Below are 16,763 nucleotides of genomic sequence, written 5' to 3'. Positions count from 1 at the left end.
CTCGCCGAATCCCCGCTGGCCGCGGAAGGGCGCCCCTGGCGGCGCGCCCTGCTGTGGCTGGCCCTGCTGGGTCCGTTCTTCTTCGCCAGCTACGGCTTCGCCAACTGGATGGCCGGCCGCCATGCCGAACTGCCGGTGATGGCGTTCGGATGGGAAACGCAGATTCCGTTCGTACCGTGGACGATCGTGCCGTACTGGTCGATCGATCTGTTCTATGCGGTTTCCTTCTTCCTGTGCCGGCAACGGTTGGAGCTGGACCGGCATGCGTTGCGGTTGTTCAGTGCACAGTTGATCGCGGTGACCTGCTTCCTGCTGTGGCCACTGCGCTTCAGTTTCGAGCGGCCGGAGATCGGCGGTGTGTTCGGTTGGTTGTTCGATGTGCTGCTGGGCTTCGACAAGCCGTTCAACCAGGCGCCATCACTGCACATCGTGTTGCTGATCGTGCTGTGGGTGAAATTCGCGCAGTACCTGCATGGGGTGTGGCGTTGGGTACTGCATGTGTGGGCGCTGCTGATCGGCGTCTCGGTGCTGACCACATTCCAGCATCATTTCATCGATATCCCGACCGGCCTGCTGGCCGGTTGGCTGTGTGTCTGGCTGTGGCCGGAGCAGGGCACGCCACCCTTGCGTGCCTGGCGCACCGCGCGTGACGCCAGACGTTGGCGCCTGGCAGCGCTGTACCTGCTGGGGGCCGCTGCATTGCTGGTGCCGGTGGTGCTTCTGCGTGGCGCGGCGTTGTGGCTGCTGTGGCCGGTGGTATCGCTGCTGCTGGTGGCGTTGGCGTATGCGGGGCTCGGTACGGCGGTGTTCCAGAAGCGTGCCGATGGTCGCCTGACCATGGCGGCACGCTGGTTGCTGGCGCCGTACCTGGGTGCGGCCTGGATCAATTCGCGGCTGTGGACGCGCCGCGCGCCGCAGCCGGTGCCGGTGATGGACGGTGTATGGCTGGGGCGTGTTCCCTGCGCTGCATTGCCGGCACCCTTGGTCGGCGTGGTCGATGCCTGTGCCGAACTGTCCTGTCGTGCACCGGGCGCGGCGTATGCCAGCGTGCCGATGCTGGACCTGGTGGTGCCCACGCCGCACCAGTTGCGCGAGGCGGCCGAGGTCATCGAGCGGCTGCGTGCGCATGGACCGTTGCTGGTGTGCTGCGCGCTGGGCTATTCGCGCAGTGCTGCCAGTGTGGCGGCCTGGCTGTTGCGCAGTGGTCGTGCCACCGATACCGATGCCGCGGTGGCGATCGTGCGCACGGCACGTCCGGGCGTCGTGCTGGGCGCGGCGCATCTGCATGCCATCACTGCTGCAGCGGGAGTACGCACGTGAGTACGGTTCCCGATCTGGCGACCATGCAGCTGCTGCTGCGGCAGGGCCGTTGGCCGGCGGGCCTGTCGCTGGGCCTGCTGCTGGTGGCGCTGCTGCTGCTCGGCACCGAACCTGGCCTGGCGATGATTGCCGCCGGCGTGTTGCTGCTCAGTGTTGCCGCGGGCATCGCACAGATCTACCACGCGTGGCGGGTGGCGCTGGATGCCAGCCTGCTGCAGCTGCTGCGCGATGAAGGCCTGGAGGGTGACGCCGCCGCGCGCCGCACCGACCAGCTGCTGCACGCCAGTGGCCTGCGCCGCATGCAGCCCGACGCGCCGCTGCGCGGCTGGGATGCGCGCTGGGCCGGCATGCGTCGCCTGCTGCTGCGCCAGTACCTGCTGACCGCAGTGCAGTTCGCACTGCTGGTGCTGGCCGTGTTGTGGCCGCAGACGTGAACGGGAGGGACCGATGTTCGCTGAATTGATTGCGCGCGCCTGCAGTGGCGCGATCCATGTAGTGACCGGCGCCCGCGCGCTGTGGATCGGCTGTGCGCCGTCCAGCGAGCGGCGCGTGTATTACGGCAACCACGCCAGCCATGGTGACTTCGTGCTGATCTGGTCGTCGATGCCACCGGCACTGCGGCGCCAGGTGCGCCCGGTGGCCGCGGCCGAATACTGGCAGCGCGATGGCCTGCGCCGCTACCTGATCGATGCGGTGTTCAACGGCGTGCTGGTCGAGCGCGAGGCCGGCCATCGCCAGCAGGATCCACTGCAGGCCCTGCGTGATGCGGTGGACGAAGACTGCTCGCTGATTCTGTTTCCGGAAGGTACCCGCAACGTGGGCGATGAGCCGCTGCTGCCGTTCAAGAGCGGCATCTATCACCTGGCACGGCAACGCCCGGAGCTGGAATTCGTACCGGTGTGGATCGACAACCTGAAGCGGGTGATGCCCAAGGGCCGGTTCCTGCCGCTGCCGCTGCTGTGCACGGCCACCTTCGGTACGCCGCTGCGCCTGCAGGCCGACGAGGACAAGGCCGCCTTCCTGGCCCGCAGCCGGCAGGCGCTGCTGGACCTGGCGCCGAACGGGGGCAGGGCATGAGCTTCCTGATCGATGTGTCCGGCGACCTGGCCACGCAGAGTGTCGGCCAGCAGACCGGCCTGCTGTTTGCTGGCGTGGGTGCCGTGCTGGTGCTGGCCACGCTGGTGGCCGAGACATTGCGCTGGCGCCAGCGTGGGCAGCCCAGCGCGGTGATCGCCAACCTGGTCTCGCGCATCCGCGCGTGGTGGGTGATGGCGATCGTGGTCGGGCTGGCGCTGTTCTTCGGTCGTGCCGGGGTGATCGTGCTGTTCGCGATCATCTCGCTGTTCGCACTGCGCGAGTTCATCACCCTGGCGCCGACCCGCTCGGGCGACTACTACGCGCTGCTGGCCGCGTTCTACATCGTGCTGCCGTGGCAGTACTACCTGGTCTGGATCGACTGGTACGGCATGTACACGCTGTTGATTCCGGTCTATGCGTTCCTGTTCCTGCCGATCCTGTCGACCATTGGCGGTGACACCACGCACTACCTGGAGCGGACCGCGAAGGTACAGTGGGGGTTGATGATCTGCGTGTTCTGCATCTCGCATGTGCCGCTGCTGCTGAACCTGCACGTGCCCGGCCATGACCCGTCGCGCAACGTGCTGCTGTTCGCCTTCCTGGTGATCGTGGTGCAGTCTTCGGACGTGCTGCAGTACATCTGGGGCAAGTTGCTGGGCAGGCATCTGATTGCGCCGAAGCTGTCGCCGTCGAAGACGGTGGAGGGCTTCGTGGGCGGTGTGCTGAGTGCCAGCGCGCTGGGGGCGGCGCTGTGGTGGATCACCCCGTTCACGCCGCTGCAGGCGTTCGGCCTGTCGCTGCTGATCAACCTGATGGGGTTCTGGGGCGGCCTGGTGATGTCGGCGATCAAGCGTGATCGTGGCATCAAGGACTGGGGCCACATGATCGAGGGCCATGGCGGCATGCTCGACCGACTGGATTCGGTGTGCTTCGCCGCGCCGGTGTTCTTCCATGTGGTGCGGTATTACTGGAAGGCGGGCGGCGGCGGTTGATTCCGCGGGGGCTTCATCCACGCATGGCGTGGATCTACTGGAGCCGCGGCGACGGGCGACCGGCTTCTGTAGAGTCGAGCCATGCTCGACTGCCGTTCACGGTTTGCCTGGCGCAGAAGCAGTCGAGCATGGCTCGACTCTACAAAGGGGGTATCGGCGCTTACGCGCTGATGCCGTATTCCTTCAGCTTCTTGCGCAGGGTGGCACGGTGGATGCCCAGCATCGCGGCGGCGCGGCTCTGGTTGCCTTCGCAGTGGTTGAGCACTTCCACGAACAGCGGAATCTCCATCTCGCGCAGCACGATCTCGTAGACATCGTCCGCATCGCAGCCATCAAGGTCACGCAGGTAGCGGCGCACGGACTGGGCGACGTGTTCACGCAGCGGTGGCCGGGGAGCGCCACGACTGTTGTCAGGACGAGAAAGGACAGCGTTCAAGGGGGTTCCCGATTCGGTTGGCCCGTGCGCGCGGAGCGCGCGGCCGGACGAGGTGGTGGCGGCCAGTCTAGCGCGAGCGTGCCCGGCCTGCCACGGCTGGTCGCCTCTCCCCGGTCAGAGGAAGTCGAAGGTGAATGCGACGGTGGACGCAGCGGGCTCCTGCAACCGGAAGGCGACGCGCGCGCTCTGGCCCGGTTCCAGCAGGGCTGCACCGGGGTTCTCGCCCAGGTACTGCGCGGGCGTGAACACGCCGCTGCCGATCACCCGGCCATCGGCATCGGACAATGACAACCGCAGGTCCGGCCACGCCTGTGCCCAGCGCGCATCATTGCGGATGCTGGCCTGCACCTGCAGCACACCGGCCTGGCCCGGCAGGGGGCGGATCTCGCGGCTGGTCATGGTGAACGCAGTGGGCTCGTGCCAGGCAGGCAGGCTGCAGCGCAGCACGCCGCACAGCGTGCCCAGCCATGCGCGGTTGCCGGCGTCGGCGGCCAGCCGCGCGCGGTCGGCCAGCACGCTCTGCAGTACCAGCAGCAATGCCAGCCCGGCGACCAGCAGCCAGTGCCAGCGGGGTGTTGGCAGCGTGCGCGTGCGCGCGCTGCCGAGGAAGCTGGGGGCATCACTGGCGACCGCCGTTGCCTGCACCGCGACCGGCGCCGGCTCGATGGCCGCTGCCTCATCAACGATGACAACGTCATCGTCGTGTCGCATCTCTGTCGCCGGTGGGCGTGCCAGGTCGATGGGCTCGGCCTGCATCTGCTCCACGGGCGTTGCGTGCCCGGCTTCGTCCTGCATGCGCGCATCGGTCGCAGGCGCAGGCTCACCCTCCGGCGTCGTGCGCAGGAAGGTGGCCAGGGGACGGCGCGGTGGGTTCGGCTCGGACATGCTCAGGGCGCGGGCTCGGATCCAGCGGTCATTCAACCACGATCAGGCGCGGCGCACGCCGGTGATGCGCATCCAGTCGCCATCCTGGGTGGCCTGCAGATCGTCGAACCATGCTGCATAGCGCTGCAGCAGTTCGCCTTCCTGGCCATGCAGGATGCCGGACAGGGCGATGCGGCCACCGGCAGCAACGCGCGCAGCCAGCAGTTCGGCCAGCGCATCCAGCGCCGAGGCGAGGATGTTGGCGACCACGATCGGATAGGTCGCGACCGGTTCGTCCTGCGGCAGGTACACATGCATGCGGGCCTGTTCGCCGTTGCGCTCGGCATTGTCGGCGGTGGCGACCAGGGCCTGCGGATCGTTGTCCACGCCGATGGCTTCGGCGGCGCCCAGCTTCAGCGCGGCCAGTGCGAGGATGCCCGAGCCGCAACCGAAGTCGAGTACGCGCTGGCCCTGCAGCAGGCCATCGACCGCCAACTGGTCCAGCCAGCGCAGGCACAGTGCGGTGGTCGGGTGGGTGCCCGAACCGAACGCCAGGCCCGGGTCCAACCGCACCACGGCGGCATCGGCGGCCTGTGCGGCATCGGGCAGTTCATGGTTCCACGGCACGATCCAGGTACGGCTGCCGAAGTCCATCGGCTGGAACTGGTCGAGCCAGGCACGTTCCCAGTCTTCATCCTCGACCGCGCGGAAGCTGCCGCTGCTCCAGTCCAGCTCCGGATCGAAGGATTCCAGTGCGGCCAGCAGCAACAGCGCGTTGCTGTCGGCGGGGAACAGCGCGCTCAGCACCAGCGTGTCCCACAGCGGGGTCTCGCCCACGCCCGGTTCGAGAATGGCCTGTTCGTTGCTGGTATCGGCCTCGGCATCGAGCAGGGTCACGGCCAGTGCACCAACGTCCTCCAGTGCATTTTCATAGCGGGGCTGGGTGGCTTCGGTGCAGCGCAGGGTCAGTTCCAGGAACGGCATGGTGGTGGGGGCAATCGCGGGAAAGGGGGCCATGCTAGACCATCGGGGCGTCTCCGTATTGCCTGAGATGCCGCTCGGAGATGAACGAAGCCCGTTCAGACAGGCCCGTCGGGCCTTGCTAAACTTCGTGCTTTCCTATGCGCCGCATCGCCTACCGCCGCCGATGGCCTTCGCTCCGACCCTGAAAACCTGGTTGCTCGTACTGCCGGCTGTGGCCGTGCTGGGCGTGGCCGGTTATCGGGCCAGCGGCCATGCTGCGACGTCTTCGGTAGCGTCGGCGGATCTGGCAGGTGCGGTCGCGGCCGCTGACAGTGCGGCGCCGCTGCCGGTGATGCCGGAGGCGCTCGCGCGCCGCCTGGCACCCTTCGAGCGTGGCAACGCGTTGCCGTCCGGGCTGCCCCCTGGATCTCCGCGCCGATATCGAAGACGCCACCGACCTGTATGCCTATGCTCAGCGGTTGCGTGCCCAGGCGGACGAAGGCAACCACGAGGCGCGCTGGATGCTCAGCCGTGTCTATGACTACTGCGCGCAGTACGCGGTCGATCCGGGTGGCTACCGCTTGGACAACAACGTGCTGGCCGGGCTGGGCCTGACCGCCGCACCGGCGATGGTGCAGGCGCGCGAACGCGTCGCGCAGCGTTGTGGTGGTTTCGTGCCGGGCGACAAGCTGGGCACGGCCTTGGTGCTGTCCGAACGTCGCAAGGCGGCCGCACAAGGCAATCTGGCTGCTGAGGCTGCGTTGTTCGCCGAGGGCGAACCGCTGCAGGACAGCCCCGAGTACCGCCGTGACCTGGTTGAACGGGTGCGCACCTCGCGCGACCCGGAGGCCTTCATGGCGATCGCACCGGGCATGGGCGTGCGCGCCTCGGGTGACCGCGCGCTCAACGGCCTGGTGGCGGGCGAGCAGCTCAGTGAACTCGCATGGCGGCTTGCGGCCTGCGAACTCGGTCTACCGTGTGGGGCAGACAGTGTGCTGGTCAACAGTTTTTGTGCGAACGGAGGGATCTGTTCGCAGGATGGTACGCAGGATTTCCGGGATTTCGTGTATGACGCTGCGGTATCGCGGCAGGGCGCTGGGAAGATGAAGGAATGGATCAAGCGATTGGTTGGAAAGAGGAACGAGCAATGAACTACCGCCGATTCCTGCACGGGGCCAAGTTCTGGTTCTGGGTGGCCCTGTTCGTGGCCTACTCGGCCGGCGCGGTCGGCCTGTTGATGATCGATACCTATGAAGATCGCTACCGGCATCTGTCGAAGGTGGAACTGACCACGGTGAAGGCGCAGGAAGACGTGCGCCGTGCCGGTGCCAGCCAGGTGGCCGCGGTCTATCGCGCGCAGAGCGGCATGCCGTTCGCGTCGCTGCCGGCGGGCAGCACCTTCCAGGTGGTGTGGCCGGATGGTTCGACCGAGACCATGGTGATCGTCGACCCGACGTCGCCCAATGGCGTGCGTCCGCTGGCGAACTCGCAGATTCCGGCCGAAGCTGCCGACAAGCGCTGATGCGCCTGCTGTAGCGCCGAGCCCACGCTCGGCTGAGCTTTCCGGCAAGCCGAGCATGGGCTCGGCGCTGCAGCAACAGAAAAGGGCGGGGATATCCCCGCCCTTTTCGTGTCCAGCACGTGGCGCCGATCAGGTCAGCGCGATCGGCTTGTTCTTGCGTTCGGCCAGGCGCTTTTCCAGGTAGTGGATGTTCTGGCCACCGGCCTGGAAGCCCTTGTCGCGCATGATCCGCTGCTGCAGGGCGACGTTGGTCTTGATGCCATCGACCACCATTTCGCTCAGTGCCACGCGCATGCGGGCAATGGCGGTTTCGCGGTCCGGGCCGTGCACGATCAGCTTGCCGATCATCGAGTCGTAGTTCGACGGCACGCGGTAGCCACTGTAGATGTGGGTGTCCACGCGCACGCCGGGGCCGCCCGGCGGATGGAAGCCGGTGATGGTGCCCGGGCTCGGCACGAAGGTTTCAGCATCTTCGGCGTTGATGCGGCACTCGATGGCATGGCCGGTCAGCACCACGTCGCTCTGCTTGATCGACAGCTTCTGGCCGGCGGCGATCTTCAGCTGCTCGGCCACCAGGTCGATGCCGGTGACCATTTCGGTGACCGGATGTTCCACCTGGATGCGGGTGTTCATTTCGATGAAGTAGAAGCGGCCGTCCTCGTACAGGAACTCGAACGTGCCGGCACCACGGTAGCCGATGCGTACGCAGGCTTCGGTGCAGACCTTGCCGATCTGCTCGCGCTGCTCGGCAGTGATGCCCGGTGCCGGCGCTTCTTCCACCACCTTCTGGTGGCGGCGCTGCATCGAGCAGTCACGCTCGCCCAGGTGGATGGCGTTGCCCTGGCCGTCGGCCAGTACCTGGATTTCCACGTGGCGCGGGTTCTCCAGGAACTTCTCCATGTAGACCTCGCCATTGCCGAACGCGGCCTTGGCCTCGCTCTTGGTGGTTTCGATCGAGGTCTTCAGCGAGGCTTCGGCGTGCACTACGCGCATGCCGCGGCCACCGCCACCACCGGCCGCCTTGATGATGACCGGGTAGCCGATCTCACGGGCGATCTTGGTGTTGGCGACGATGTCTTCGCCCAGCGGGCCGCCCGAGCCGGGCACGCACGGCACGCCGGCGGACTTCATCGCGCGGATGGCTTCGACCTTGTCACCCATCATGCGGATGGTGTCGGCCTTGGGGCCGATGAAGATGAAACCGGACTCTTCCACGCGCTCGGCGAAGTCGGCGTTCTCCGACAGGAAGCCGTAGCCCGGGTGGATGGCCTGGGCGTCGGTGACTTCCGCCGCGGCGATCAGTGCCGGGATGTTGAGGTAGCTCTGCGGCGACGGCGCCGGACCGATGCAGACCGACTCGTCGGCCATGGCCACGTGCTTGAGGTTGCGGTCGACCGTGGAATGCACGGCCACCGTGCGGATGCCGAGGGTGTGGCACGCGCGCAGGATGCGCAGCGCGATTTCCCCTCGGTTGGCGATGACGACTTTGTCGAGCATGGCGTGCCCCTCAGCCGATCACGAACAGCGGCTGGTCGAATTCGACCGGCTGGCCGTTCTCGCCGAGGATGGCGACGATGGTGCCGGACTTGTCGGCTTCGATCGGGTTGAACATCTTCATCGCTTCGATGATGGCCAGGGTCTCGCCTTCCTTGACCTGCTGGCCAACGCTGACGAACGACGGCTTGTCCGGGGCGGACGACGCGTAGAAGGTGCCGACCATCGGCGAGCGCAGCACGTGGCCTTCCGGCAGCGCCGGGCCCGGCTTGGCGGTGCCACCGGTGGAGGCTTCGGTCGGCGACTGCATCGGCATCGCCTGCGGCGCCGGAGCGGCCGGAGCGGCGTACACCGGGGCGGCGACCGGGGCGGCATAGCCGGCCACCGGGGCGCGCGACAGGCGCACCGACTCTTCGCCTTCCTTGATTTCGATTTCAGCCAGGTTCGACTCTTCCAGCAGGTCGATCAGCTTCTTGATTTTGCGGAGATCCATGGTGGCCTCTTTGCTCTTGATGTCAGTGTGGTGGGAAGCGCATCGCGCTCGGGTCAAAGCAGTTCGTAGAACTCGCGCAGCTGCCGCGTACGGTCGCGCGTCTGGGTGATCAGGCACTGCATCTTCGCAGGGTTGCGCGAGGTGCCGTCTGCATTGAAGGCGTAGACTGCCTCGCAGTCTGCATCGCGCAGGGTTATCCAGATGCGCTGGGCCTTCACCAGCTGCTGTTCGGCCGCTGCGCATCGGCTGCAGCTGCCATCGGCGGCCTGCGCCTTCAGTTCGCCGCGCGCCTGGACATAAACGGCGTTCAATGCGCTGTCGGCGTCATCCAGGCGATCGGAATCGCACATGTCGCGCTCGTAGCCGCCGGTCGCCTGCGCGCAGTCAATGCCAGCGGCCGCGCGCTCGGCGGCGATGCTGGCGCCGCACACGCCGGCCCACAGCACGATGCAGGCAAGCACTCTTGGGAGCATCTTCACGCGCGGGCCGCCTGCACGCGCAGCAGCGCCGCGTCCATCGCGTAGCGGTAGCTGTCGGCGCCGAAACCGCAGACCACGCCCACGGCCTTGTCACTGAAGTAGCTGTGCTGGCGGAACGGTTCGCGGGTATGCGGGTTGGACAGGTGGATCTCGATGAACGGCACCGCCACCGCCGCCAGCGCATCGCGCAGGGCGACCGAGGTGTGGGTGAAGGCGGCGGGGTTGATCAGGATGAAAGCGGTTCCGTCGTCGCGTGCGGCCTGCACGCGGTCCACCAGCACGTGCTCGGCATTGGACTGCAGGCTCTCCACCGCGTGCCCGGCAGCCGAGGCCTGGGCGGCCAGCGCCTGGTCGATGTCGGCCAGCGTGGTGTGGCCGTAGACCTCCGGCTCGCGGGTGCCGAGCAGGTTGAGGTTGGGGCCGTGCAGGACCAGCAGCTTCGCCATGGGATCCGGAAGACGGGAAAGGGCGGCAGTCTGGCGGAACCGGCGGATGCTGTCCAGTTCGGCGAAGTTTGCAGCGTTTCAATCGATTGTTTGAAATTCCCCGGAGGGCTTGCGGCCGTATGGCGGGCGCTGGATCAAGGCGCGCTGAACGCCGTGCAGCTGGGGGATGCGTGCACGTAGGCCGACGATGGCGGCAGGCCGGGCGATGACCGATGCCGCAACGGGCTGTGATGCGGTAGATCCACGCCATGCGTGGATGAAGGAAGTTCGGTGCGCAGCAGGCTACGCACCCACCGAGGGGCAGCCCATGGTGCGCTGCACGCCACCCACCGCCGCCGCCACGCACCCGCTCACGTCTCCAGCGGCACCGTCGGCACCACGTTCGGGAACACCTCCTCCAAGGGCTCCCGTTCCCCCGGCTTCGGTGCCGGCCAGTTGTAGGCGTTCACCGGCTGCGCGCGGTTCACCCACAACGCGTAATACAGATGGTCGGCGCGGCCATCACCGGTATTGGGGTGGATCAGGATGGTCAGGCCCAGGCTGTTGAGCTGCAGCCAGGGCACCAGCACCGGCAGCAGGTCGTTGGTGAAGCCGAAATAGAACGACGGGGTGACGTGCGGTCCGCGTGGTTCCAGGTTCCAGTTGCCCAGCTCCACCGGGAAGCGCTCGGCCGCCCAGCGCCGCAGCAGCGCAGCTTTCTCGAAGCTGTCCTCGTCGAAGTAGATGTGCGCGTGATAGCTCTTGATGTCGGTGTAGGCACGTGGGGTCGCGGGCAGGGTGGCCTCCCCGGGACGCACGCTGGCCGGGCGCGGGGTCGGTTCGCTGGCGGTGACCTGGCCCCAGGGGCTGCTGCCCTTCACCGGCGGCGGGACGATGGCACGGAAGCCTGGGCGCCCGGGTTCGGTGGTGTTCACCGTGCTTTCGCCGCGCGGGGCTGCGGCGGCGGTCGACGCACTGGCCAGGCCGCCGGCGGCCAGACCGGCCGATGCGATCAGGCGGCGGCGTGTGGGAGAAAGCAGGTCGGCCCAGTGGGCGTCATCGTCGCCGGCGTCGATCAAGGTCAGCGGGTCCGGGTGCATGAAGGGCTCCGTGGCGGCATCGTGTGGGCAGGCAAGCACGCTCGGGCACCTGCATCCACAGCGTCCAATAAGCAGGTGGCATCAGCTCATGCAGGTTTGCGCCGTCGTCGTTGAGCCCGGCTGCAGGGCGGGCTAGGGTGCAGGTCTGCCGCCCCGGAGCCCGCCATGACCTCGCCCGATGCCGATACCCAACGCAAGCGCGCGGCCTTCCGCCAGCTGCATTCAGCAGGGTGCTTCGTACTGCCCAATCCATGGGACGTGGGCAGTGCGCGCTACCTGCAGCGGCAGGGCTTCCAGGCACTGGCCACGACCAGTGCCGGCTGTGCCTGGAGCGAAGGGCGGCCGGACGGAGCGGTTTCGCTGCAGGCCACGCTGGAGCATCTGCGCCTGATGGCGGCAGCGACGCCGCTGCCGTTGAACGCCGATTTCGGCGATGGCTTCGGTGATACGCCGCAGAAGGTGCAGGAGGCGGTGGCCGCGGCGATCGACACCGGCATCGCGGCGTTGTCGATCGAGGATGCCAGCGGCGTCGCCGATGCACCGCTGCGTCCGATCGATCAGGCGGTGGAGCGTCTGCGCGCTGCCCGTGCAGCCATCGACCGCGCGGGCGGCGACGTGCTGCTGGTTGGCCGTGCCGAGAACTTCTTCGTCGGCGTGCCGGATCTGGCGGACACCCTGCAACGCCTGCGCGCCTATGCCGAGGCCGGTGCAGACGTGCTGTATGCACCGGGCATCAGCACGCGCGAGCAGATCAGCGCGGTGATTGCCGCCGTAGGGTCGAAGCCGGTGAACCTGCTGGTCGGTGGGCCGACACCGCTGAGCCTGCAGGACATTGCTGCACTCGGCGTCCGCCGCGTCAGCCTGGGCGGCGCATTGGCCCGTGCTGCATGGGGCGGACTGATGCAGGCGACACAGCCGATCGTGCAGGCCGGACGCTTCGACGGCCTGCAGCAGGCGGCTTCCGGGGCCGCGTTGAACGCGCTGTTCCGTTGAGCGAAATCCCGGTGCAGTCCCAGACCAGCAGGGATAGTAGATCCACGCCATGCGTGGATGGATGCGCCTGCGATTACAGCGCTTCCATCCCACCCTTGGGCAGCGTCACCCCAGGCTCCAACGCTGGCAGCAGTTGCCGAAGCAGCGCGGGATTGTCCAGCAACGCAGCACCGTCAATGAAACTCCATTGGGCTGTGCCGACGCGGCGCACGGCGAGCATGAACGAGGTGCTGCGCATCGGCGCCTCGCGCACGCGCAGCAGCGACTGGCGTGGCACGAAGCAGACTTCCTCATCACCGGCTGCATAGGTGTGGCCCGGCACGCCGGCCTCGTCGCTGATGATGGTGACCCCGGCCTTGCGCAGCTCTTTCAGGGTGTCGCGAGTCATACGCGCATAGGCCTCATCGCCCCCGGCCAGGCGCTTCAGGCTGGGATGGGTTCGGGCGATGATCAACTCGGCATCGCCGCGGGCGAATGCGCCCATCATCGCCTGCACGTCCTGGCGCAATGCGGCCGAGTCTTCCGGACTGAGCTCACCGGCCAGCGCTGGCGCAACGGCCATTGCCATCGGCAGGGCCAGCAGAAGGGCGAGCAGGTATCGGTGCATCGTCGGGTATCTCAGCGGGAACCGCCGCACTATACGGCGGATGCGGAAACAGCGTCCCACGCATGGCGCTGGTGTCCCGGGCGACATTACCTACTATTGGTAGGTAGTGAATTCCGGACATCCCCCATGCACACCCTCATCGTTACCGCCCATCCTGAATCCGCCGCGTTGACCCATGCCATCGCCAGACGCATCGGCGAAGCCATCACCGCAACGGATGCCGCCAATACCGTGACCCATGCCGATCTGATGGCCGAAGGCTTCGATCCGCGCTTCAACACGCACGACCAGGCGCTGTTCCGTGGCACCGGCGCACCTCCAGCCGACGTCGCCGCCGAGCAGGCGCGGCTGGATGCTGCCGACACGCTGGTACTGGTCTACCCGCTGTACTGGTGGTCGTTCCCCGCGCTGCTGAAGGGCTGGATCGATCGCGTGTTCACCCAGGGCTGGGCCTACCAGGACGGTGCAGACGGCAAGGTGCAGAAGAAGCTGCAGCGGTTGCGCGTGCACCTGGTCGGCATCGGTGGAGCCGGCGCGGACATGGTCGAACGTCGTGGCTACGGCGCGGCGATGAAGACGCAGATCGACATGGGCATCTTCGACTACTGCGGCGCGCGCGTGCTGACGTCAGAACTGCTGCTGGATGCCGATACCGGTGCGGCCGAAACGCATCTGCAGACCGCGCTGGCGATCGGCCGTAAAATCGGAACTCCGATGCACTGATCGCCGTGTTCCGCCGATGCCTGCCAACGCCGCTCCCACGCGCCGCCGATTGACCCGCGAGCAACGCGCCCGCCAGTTGCTGGACGTGGCCTGGGCGCTGGTTGGCGAAGAAGGCACCGACGCGTTGACCCTGGGTCGGCTGGCCGAGGCCGCGGGCGTGACCAAGCCGGTGGCCTACGATCACTTCGTGACCCGCAACGGCCTGCTGGCCGCGCTCTACGATGACTACGACGGTCGCCAGACGGTGGTCTTCAACGAGCGCATCGGCCGCGCACGGGCGCAGTTGGCCGATCGTGCGGCGGCCATCGCCTCCGGCTACATCGACTGCATCCTCAGCCAGGGCAGTGAAGTGCAGGGCATCCTCGCCGCGCTGGTGGGCGCGCCGGAACTGCACGAGGTGCGGCGGCGCTACCAGCAGGATTTCATCGACAACTGCGATACCTGGCTGGGCCCGTTTGCTGCCGACGGCACGGTGCCACTGGCCGGGCGCTGGGCGATTCTCGGTGCGGCCGAAGCCCTGTCCGAAGCCGTGGCAGCAGGCGCGCTGGACAAGGCCGCAGCCGAAGCCGAGCTGCAGCGGCTGATCGTGGCAACGGTCAAGCGGCGCTGAGCCGCTCAGGCGTCGGCGGTGCTGTCGGCCAGCGCCGCGAACCCGGCGGCCAGCCGCTCGCGCACAAGGGCATCGCGTGCGTCGCGGCTTTCAGAACCCAGCACCACGGTGATCAGGCGCACCGGCTGATCCCGCCCGGGCACTGCCCGGCAGGCGGTGGCGGCCAGGCAGAAGCCTGCGGCCTGGGTGTAGCCGGTCTTCAAGCCATCCACGCCGTCATCGCCAAGCAGGGCGTTCTGGTTGCTGCGGCTGAAGCTGCCGTGCGCGAACACGCGCTGCGCGGTGATCGCCAGGATCTGCGGATGATCGTTCAACAGGCAGGCGGCCAGCACCGCCATGTCGCGCGCGCTGGACGCATGGTGCGGGGTGGTGATGCCGGACACGCTGGCGAACCAGCTGCTGCGCAGGCCGAGCTGGCGTGCGTGCCGGTTCATGCGCTCCAGGAACGCAGGCTGTGATCCGTCCAGATGGCGCGCGATGGCCAGCGCCGCGTCATTGCCGGAGACGATCATCAGTCCTTCCAGCAGGCGCGCGAGGGTGACTGTTTCACCGGGCACCAGGCCCATGCGCGTTTCATCATCGGCCACCGCGTGCACATCCCCGGCGGCGATGGTGACCGCTTCGTCCCACGCGCCTCCGTTCTCTTCGACGCATTCGTACGCCGCATAGGCGGTCATCAGCTTGGTCAGCGAGGCCGGTTGCCTGGCGATGTCCGCGTTGTGCTGCTGAATCACCGCGAACGTTGCCGCATCGAGGGTGATGGAGGACAGCGGTGCACGCGCAGGAGCAGGAGACGGCATGGAAACGAGGATGGCAGTGGGGCCCTGCAGGATAGTGTGCCGTGGCTGCACGAAGCTGCAATATTGAAACGATATAACGTATCGTAATTGTGGGCCGCCGATGGCCCGACGGGACACCCGATGACTGCACGCATTCCACGCCGCTGGCTTCATTCTTCGTTGCTGCTCGCGCTGGCCGCACTTGGCGGCTGCCAGCCCAATCTGCGCGCCGAGGCTGTTGCTTCCGGCCCAGCGCGCCCGCACAACGTGATCGTGATGATCAACGACGGCGCCGGTTGGGGCACCTGGGACGCCGCCGCCTACTGGCAATACGGCGGCCGCGAAGGGGCCCCGTATGCGGATTTCCCGCAGCGCCTGGCGGTAACCACCTTCCCGTTGAATGCCAGCAGCCAGCCGACCCGCGACAACGCACAGACCTTGGGTTACGACGCGGGCAAGGCCTGGGATGACACACCGGTTCCTGCGCAGGACCTGCCGTTTGCGGGCTACCAGTACCTGGCTGCGGTGGCTACCGACAGTGCGGCGGCGGGTACCGCGTTGTCCTCGGGCATCAAGACCTATAACAACGCCATCAACTTCAACAACGATGGCCAGCCGATCGAGTTCAATACGCTGCGCGCCAAGCGGCTGGGCATGGCCACCGGCGTGGTGACTTCGGTACCGTTCGCGCATGCCACGCCGGCCGCGTTCGCGGCGCAGAACGAATCGCGCAACAACTATCACGCCATCGCCCATCAGATGCTGGCGCAGGGGCATATGGATCTGGTGATGGGCACCGGAGGCCCTGGCTACAGCGTTGATGGTCGCGCCTGTGACGAGAGTGCCGGCACGGCCAAGGCCGAGGGCTGTGCGAACCCGTGGGAATGGGTGTCGCAGCAGGATTGGCAGCAGCTGGAAGCGGGCAGCACCATCGGCGGCAATCCGTCGGGGCCGTGGCGCCTGATCCGCAGCAAGGAAGCGTTCGCCGCGCTGGCGCAGGGACGGTTGCCGGCCGACCGGCCGCTGATCGGCGTGCCGCGCGTGGCCAACACGCTGCAGCAGGCGCGCCAGCTGCAGGTGCTGGGCAAGGATGCGGCCACGCCTTCCGGTGTGAGGAAGATCGACAGCGTGCCGGAACTTGCGACCATGACCCGTGGCGCGCTGCAATTCCTGCAGCAGCGTTCGTCCAACGGCCTGTTCCTGATGGTGGAAGGTGGCGCCACCGACTGGGCCGCCCATACCAGTGCCTGCGGCACTGAATGGCACTACGGCCAGTGCAGCGACCAGCCGCAGTACGGCCGGCTGATCGAGGAAACCGTGGAGTTCAACGACGCGGTGACAGCAGTGATCGAGTGGATCGAACGCAACGGTGGCTGGGAGCGCAACCTGCTGATCGTCACCACCGACCACGACAACAGCATGCCGATGGGCCCGGATGCACAGAACGTCGCCTTCGAGCCGGTGCGCAACAACGGCCGTGGACGCATGCCCGGGATCAGCTTCCGTCCCACCGGCAACCATTCCAATGCACTGGTGCCGTTGTGGGCCAAGGGTGCGGGCGCGGAACTGCTGGGCCAGCGCGTGCGGGGCGTCGATGCCGGTTACCGCCAGCATGTGCGCTGGAACGACGGCAGCTACATCGACAACACCGATGTGGCTGCGGCGGTGCAGGAAGCGCTGCAGCGTTAGGGGTGTGCCGGCCGCTGGCTGGCAGCTGCAGGTTTCCCGGTCGGCGAGGTTGCCGGCCAGCGGCCGGCACTACCGGGGGCGGTGCTGGGCGGCGGCGTCGGCGACGGGCTGGCCAGCTGGCGTGCCAGCTCGGCACTGGCCACGTGGCCGTGCAGGAACAACAAGCCGCTGAAGATGTTCATGAGCGTGCCTCCACT

Annotated in this window: 20 protein-coding genes and 1 pseudogene; 10 read left to right on the top strand and 11 right to left on the bottom strand. The window is 67.4% G+C overall.

Features of this window, described 5'->3' with window-relative positions; genetic code table 11:
- The first annotated feature begins 15 nt into the window (after positions 1-15).
- From ACZLIB_RS20790 to ACZLIB_RS20775, 4 genes are read left to right on the top strand one after another with little or no spacing between them, the layout of a single operon-like run.
- Entirely contained in the window at positions 16-1,320 is a 1,305-nt protein-coding gene (locus ACZLIB_RS20790) for a phosphatase PAP2/dual specificity phosphatase family protein (RefSeq protein ID WP_329913810.1), read from the top strand.
- Positions 1,317-1,754 carry a hypothetical protein gene (locus ACZLIB_RS20785; protein ID WP_032129553.1) on the top strand — a complete coding sequence of 146 codons (438 nt, stop codon included), beginning with the start codon at positions 1,317-1,319 and terminating at the stop codon, positions 1,752-1,754. The genes ACZLIB_RS20790 and ACZLIB_RS20785 overlap by 4 nt, the downstream gene beginning before the upstream one ends.
- A 13-nt stretch (positions 1,755-1,767) precedes the next feature.
- Positions 1,768-2,397 carry a lysophospholipid acyltransferase family protein gene (locus ACZLIB_RS20780; RefSeq protein ID WP_005411260.1) on the top strand — a complete coding sequence of 210 codons (630 nt, stop codon included), beginning with the start codon at positions 1,768-1,770 and terminating at the stop codon, positions 2,395-2,397.
- On the top strand, positions 2,394-3,389 hold the full coding sequence (locus tag ACZLIB_RS20775; protein ID WP_032129555.1) for a phosphatidate cytidylyltransferase: 996 nt from the start codon (positions 2,394-2,396) through the stop codon (positions 3,387-3,389). The genes ACZLIB_RS20780 and ACZLIB_RS20775 overlap by 4 nt, the downstream gene beginning before the upstream one ends.
- Before the next feature lie 160 nt (positions 3,390-3,549).
- On the opposite strand, the gene fis is transcribed toward ACZLIB_RS20775, so the two are convergent.
- From fis to prmA, 3 genes are all read right to left on the bottom strand, one after another.
- Positions 3,550-3,825 (bottom strand): DNA-binding transcriptional regulator Fis, encoded by a 276-nt coding sequence (fis, locus tag ACZLIB_RS20770; protein WP_005419706.1) that lies wholly within the window; start codon positions 3,823-3,825, stop codon positions 3,550-3,552.
- 114 nt (positions 3,826-3,939) lie between these two features.
- The gene (locus ACZLIB_RS20765; RefSeq protein ID WP_132810882.1) at positions 3,940-4,710 is read right to left on the bottom strand and encodes a DUF3426 domain-containing protein; all 771 of its coding nucleotides are present in this window, start codon (positions 4,708-4,710) and stop codon (positions 3,940-3,942) included.
- A gap of 42 nt (positions 4,711-4,752) precedes the next feature.
- Positions 4,753-5,673, bottom strand: coding sequence for a 50S ribosomal protein L11 methyltransferase (gene prmA, locus ACZLIB_RS20760; protein ID WP_049463300.1), 921 nt, complete (start codon positions 5,671-5,673; stop codon positions 4,753-4,755).
- Between the two features lie 163 nt (positions 5,674-5,836).
- On the opposite strand from prmA, the pseudogene ACZLIB_RS20755 reads away from it, so the two are divergent.
- Both ACZLIB_RS20755 and ACZLIB_RS20750 read left to right on the top strand, forming a co-directional pair.
- Positions 5,837-6,803, top strand: a pseudogene (locus ACZLIB_RS20755) (hypothetical protein).
- The gene (locus ACZLIB_RS20750) at positions 6,800-7,174 is read left to right on the top strand and encodes a hypothetical protein (protein WP_010481078.1); all 375 of its coding nucleotides are present in this window, start codon (positions 6,800-6,802) and stop codon (positions 7,172-7,174) included. The pseudogene ACZLIB_RS20755 and the gene ACZLIB_RS20750 overlap by 4 nt, the downstream one beginning before the upstream one ends.
- Before the next feature lie 129 nt (positions 7,175-7,303).
- Here ACZLIB_RS20750 and accC read toward each other — a convergent pair whose 3' ends face one another.
- The 5 genes from accC to ACZLIB_RS20725 all read right to left on the bottom strand — a co-directional run bounded on the left by accC (position 7,304) and on the right by ACZLIB_RS20725 (position 11,165).
- Entirely contained in the window at positions 7,304-8,671 is a 1,368-nt protein-coding gene (gene accC / locus ACZLIB_RS20745) for an acetyl-CoA carboxylase biotin carboxylase subunit (RefSeq protein ID WP_032129559.1), read from the bottom strand.
- A gap of 10 nt (positions 8,672-8,681) precedes the next feature.
- Positions 8,682-9,161 (bottom strand): acetyl-CoA carboxylase biotin carboxyl carrier protein, encoded by a 480-nt coding sequence (gene accB, locus ACZLIB_RS20740; RefSeq protein WP_478468609.1) that lies wholly within the window; start codon positions 9,159-9,161, stop codon positions 8,682-8,684.
- Positions 9,162-9,214: 53 nt separating this feature from the next.
- Entirely contained in the window at positions 9,215-9,640 is a 426-nt protein-coding gene (locus ACZLIB_RS20735; RefSeq protein ID WP_080355197.1) for a lysozyme inhibitor LprI family protein, read from the bottom strand.
- Positions 9,637-10,086: a type II 3-dehydroquinate dehydratase gene (gene aroQ / locus ACZLIB_RS20730; RefSeq protein ID WP_049423471.1), complete on the bottom strand. Its 450-nt coding sequence runs from the start codon at positions 10,084-10,086 to the stop codon at positions 9,637-9,639. Before aroQ ends, ACZLIB_RS20735 begins: the two co-directional genes overlap by 4 nt.
- A gap of 350 nt (positions 10,087-10,436) precedes the next feature.
- Entirely contained in the window at positions 10,437-11,165 is a 729-nt protein-coding gene (locus tag ACZLIB_RS20725; RefSeq protein ID WP_049401742.1) for a DOPA 4,5-dioxygenase family protein, read from the bottom strand.
- Between the two features lie 165 nt (positions 11,166-11,330).
- Here ACZLIB_RS20725 and ACZLIB_RS20720 point away from each other — a divergent pair, with 165 nt between their 5' ends.
- Positions 11,331-12,158: an isocitrate lyase/PEP mutase family protein gene (locus ACZLIB_RS20720; protein WP_478468607.1), complete on the top strand. Its 828-nt coding sequence runs from the start codon at positions 11,331-11,333 to the stop codon at positions 12,156-12,158.
- 73 nt (positions 12,159-12,231) lie between these two features.
- Here the strand turns inward: ACZLIB_RS20720 and ACZLIB_RS20715 are convergent, their stop codons facing one another.
- Positions 12,232-12,765, bottom strand: a complete 534-nt coding sequence (locus ACZLIB_RS20715) for a hypothetical protein (RefSeq protein ID WP_049401740.1) — start codon at positions 12,763-12,765, stop codon at positions 12,232-12,234.
- Between the two features lie 126 nt (positions 12,766-12,891).
- On the opposite strand from ACZLIB_RS20715, the gene ACZLIB_RS20710 reads away from it, so the two are divergent.
- Together ACZLIB_RS20710 and ACZLIB_RS20705 are read left to right on the top strand one after the other, a co-directional pair.
- Positions 12,892-13,488 carry an NAD(P)H-dependent oxidoreductase gene (locus ACZLIB_RS20710; RefSeq protein ID WP_049401739.1) on the top strand — a complete coding sequence of 199 codons (597 nt, stop codon included), beginning with the start codon at positions 12,892-12,894 and terminating at the stop codon, positions 13,486-13,488.
- A 16-nt stretch (positions 13,489-13,504) separates the two neighbouring features.
- Positions 13,505-14,098, top strand: a complete 594-nt coding sequence (locus tag ACZLIB_RS20705) for a TetR/AcrR family transcriptional regulator (protein WP_049401738.1) — start codon at positions 13,505-13,507, stop codon at positions 14,096-14,098.
- Between the two features lie 5 nt (positions 14,099-14,103).
- Here ACZLIB_RS20705 and ACZLIB_RS20700 read toward each other — a convergent pair whose 3' ends face one another.
- Positions 14,104-14,898, bottom strand: a complete 795-nt coding sequence (locus ACZLIB_RS20700) for a D-alanyl-D-alanine carboxypeptidase family protein (RefSeq protein ID WP_478468604.1) — start codon at positions 14,896-14,898, stop codon at positions 14,104-14,106.
- A gap of 120 nt (positions 14,899-15,018) precedes the next feature.
- Between ACZLIB_RS20700 and ACZLIB_RS20695 the strand changes: the two genes are divergently transcribed.
- Complete coding sequence (locus tag ACZLIB_RS20695; RefSeq protein WP_478468603.1) at positions 15,019-16,566, top strand: alkaline phosphatase; 1,548 nt, start codon at positions 15,019-15,021, stop codon at positions 16,564-16,566.
- On the opposite strand, the gene ACZLIB_RS20690 is transcribed toward ACZLIB_RS20695, so the two are convergent.
- Positions 16,563-16,748: a hypothetical protein gene (locus ACZLIB_RS20690; protein WP_049423457.1), complete on the bottom strand. Its 186-nt coding sequence runs from the start codon at positions 16,746-16,748 to the stop codon at positions 16,563-16,565. The two genes, ACZLIB_RS20695 and ACZLIB_RS20690, sit on opposite strands and share 4 nt — an antisense overlap.
- Between the last annotated feature and the right edge of the window lie 15 nt (positions 16,749-16,763).

It is taken from the genome of Stenotrophomonas sp. 220_Sma (assembly GCF_056487375.1).
This window is presented reverse-complemented; position numbering and strand designations above follow the sequence as displayed.

Excerpts from the sequence above, each read along its gene's own strand:
- ACZLIB_RS20780 (WP_005411260.1), top strand. The coding sequence starts at position 1,768 with ATGTTCGCTGAATTGATTGCGCGCGCCTGCAGTGGCGCGATCCATGTA.
- ACZLIB_RS20775 (WP_032129555.1), top strand. The coding sequence starts at position 2,394 with ATGAGCTTCCTGATCGATGTGTCCGGCGACCTGGCCACGCAGAGTGTC.
- ACZLIB_RS20765 (WP_132810882.1), bottom strand. The coding sequence starts at position 4,710 with ATGTCCGAGCCGAACCCACCGCGCCGTCCCCTGGCCACCTTCCTGCGC.
- prmA (WP_049463300.1), bottom strand. The coding sequence starts at position 5,673 with ATGCCGTTCCTGGAACTGACCCTGCGCTGCACCGAAGCCACCCAGCCC.
- ACZLIB_RS20750 (WP_010481078.1), top strand. The coding sequence starts at position 6,800 with ATGAACTACCGCCGATTCCTGCACGGGGCCAAGTTCTGGTTCTGGGTG.
- accC (WP_032129559.1), bottom strand. The coding sequence starts at position 8,671 with ATGCTCGACAAAGTCGTCATCGCCAACCGAGGGGAAATCGCGCTGCGC.
- accB (WP_478468609.1), bottom strand. The coding sequence starts at position 9,161 with ATGGATCTCCGCAAAATCAAGAAGCTGATCGACCTGCTGGAAGAGTCG.
- aroQ (WP_049423471.1), bottom strand. The coding sequence starts at position 10,086 with ATGGCGAAGCTGCTGGTCCTGCACGGCCCCAACCTCAACCTGCTCGGC.
- ACZLIB_RS20725 (WP_049401742.1), bottom strand. The coding sequence starts at position 11,165 with ATGCACCCGGACCCGCTGACCTTGATCGACGCCGGCGACGATGACGCC.
- ACZLIB_RS20720 (WP_478468607.1), top strand. The coding sequence starts at position 11,331 with ATGACCTCGCCCGATGCCGATACCCAACGCAAGCGCGCGGCCTTCCGC.
- ACZLIB_RS20715 (WP_049401740.1), bottom strand. The coding sequence starts at position 12,765 with ATGCACCGATACCTGCTCGCCCTTCTGCTGGCCCTGCCGATGGCAATG.
- ACZLIB_RS20710 (WP_049401739.1), top strand. The coding sequence starts at position 12,892 with ATGCACACCCTCATCGTTACCGCCCATCCTGAATCCGCCGCGTTGACC.
- ACZLIB_RS20705 (WP_049401738.1), top strand. The coding sequence starts at position 13,505 with ATGCCTGCCAACGCCGCTCCCACGCGCCGCCGATTGACCCGCGAGCAA.
- ACZLIB_RS20700 (WP_478468604.1), bottom strand. The coding sequence starts at position 14,898 with ATGCCGTCTCCTGCTCCTGCGCGTGCACCGCTGTCCTCCATCACCCTC.
- ACZLIB_RS20695 (WP_478468603.1), top strand. The coding sequence starts at position 15,019 with ATGACTGCACGCATTCCACGCCGCTGGCTTCATTCTTCGTTGCTGCTC.
- ACZLIB_RS20690 (WP_049423457.1), bottom strand. The coding sequence starts at position 16,748 with ATGAACATCTTCAGCGGCTTGTTGTTCCTGCACGGCCACGTGGCCAGT.